Below are 295 nucleotides of genomic sequence, written 5' to 3' on the forward strand. Positions count from 1 at the left end.
CATTCCCGTCGAGTTCGTCACCATCGACCGTCCCGACATATTGATCTTCGAAGGCATCAACGTCCTGCAGCCCGGCAAGCTGTCGAAGGACGGCAAGATTGTGCCGTTCCTGACCGATTTCTTCGACTTCGCCATCTATATCGATGCCGACGAAAAGCTGACCCATCAATGGTACATCCAGCGTTTCATGCGGCTGCGCGAGACCGCCTTCCGCAATCCGGACTCCTTCTACCACCGCTATTCGCAACTGTCGCAGGATTCCGCGCGGGCCATCGCCGAGGGGCTCTGGGCCAAC

1 pseudogene is annotated in these 295 nt (G+C 58.3%); it reads left to right on the forward strand.

The window, feature by feature from the left end:
- Nucleotides 1–295: pseudogene (locus KVT37_RS32110) on the forward strand (type I pantothenate kinase); the annotation flags it as partial.

This window comes from Mesorhizobium sp. GbtcB19 (assembly GCF_019091085.1).
Classification (GTDB): Bacteria; Pseudomonadota; Alphaproteobacteria; order Rhizobiales; family Rhizobiaceae; genus Mesorhizobium.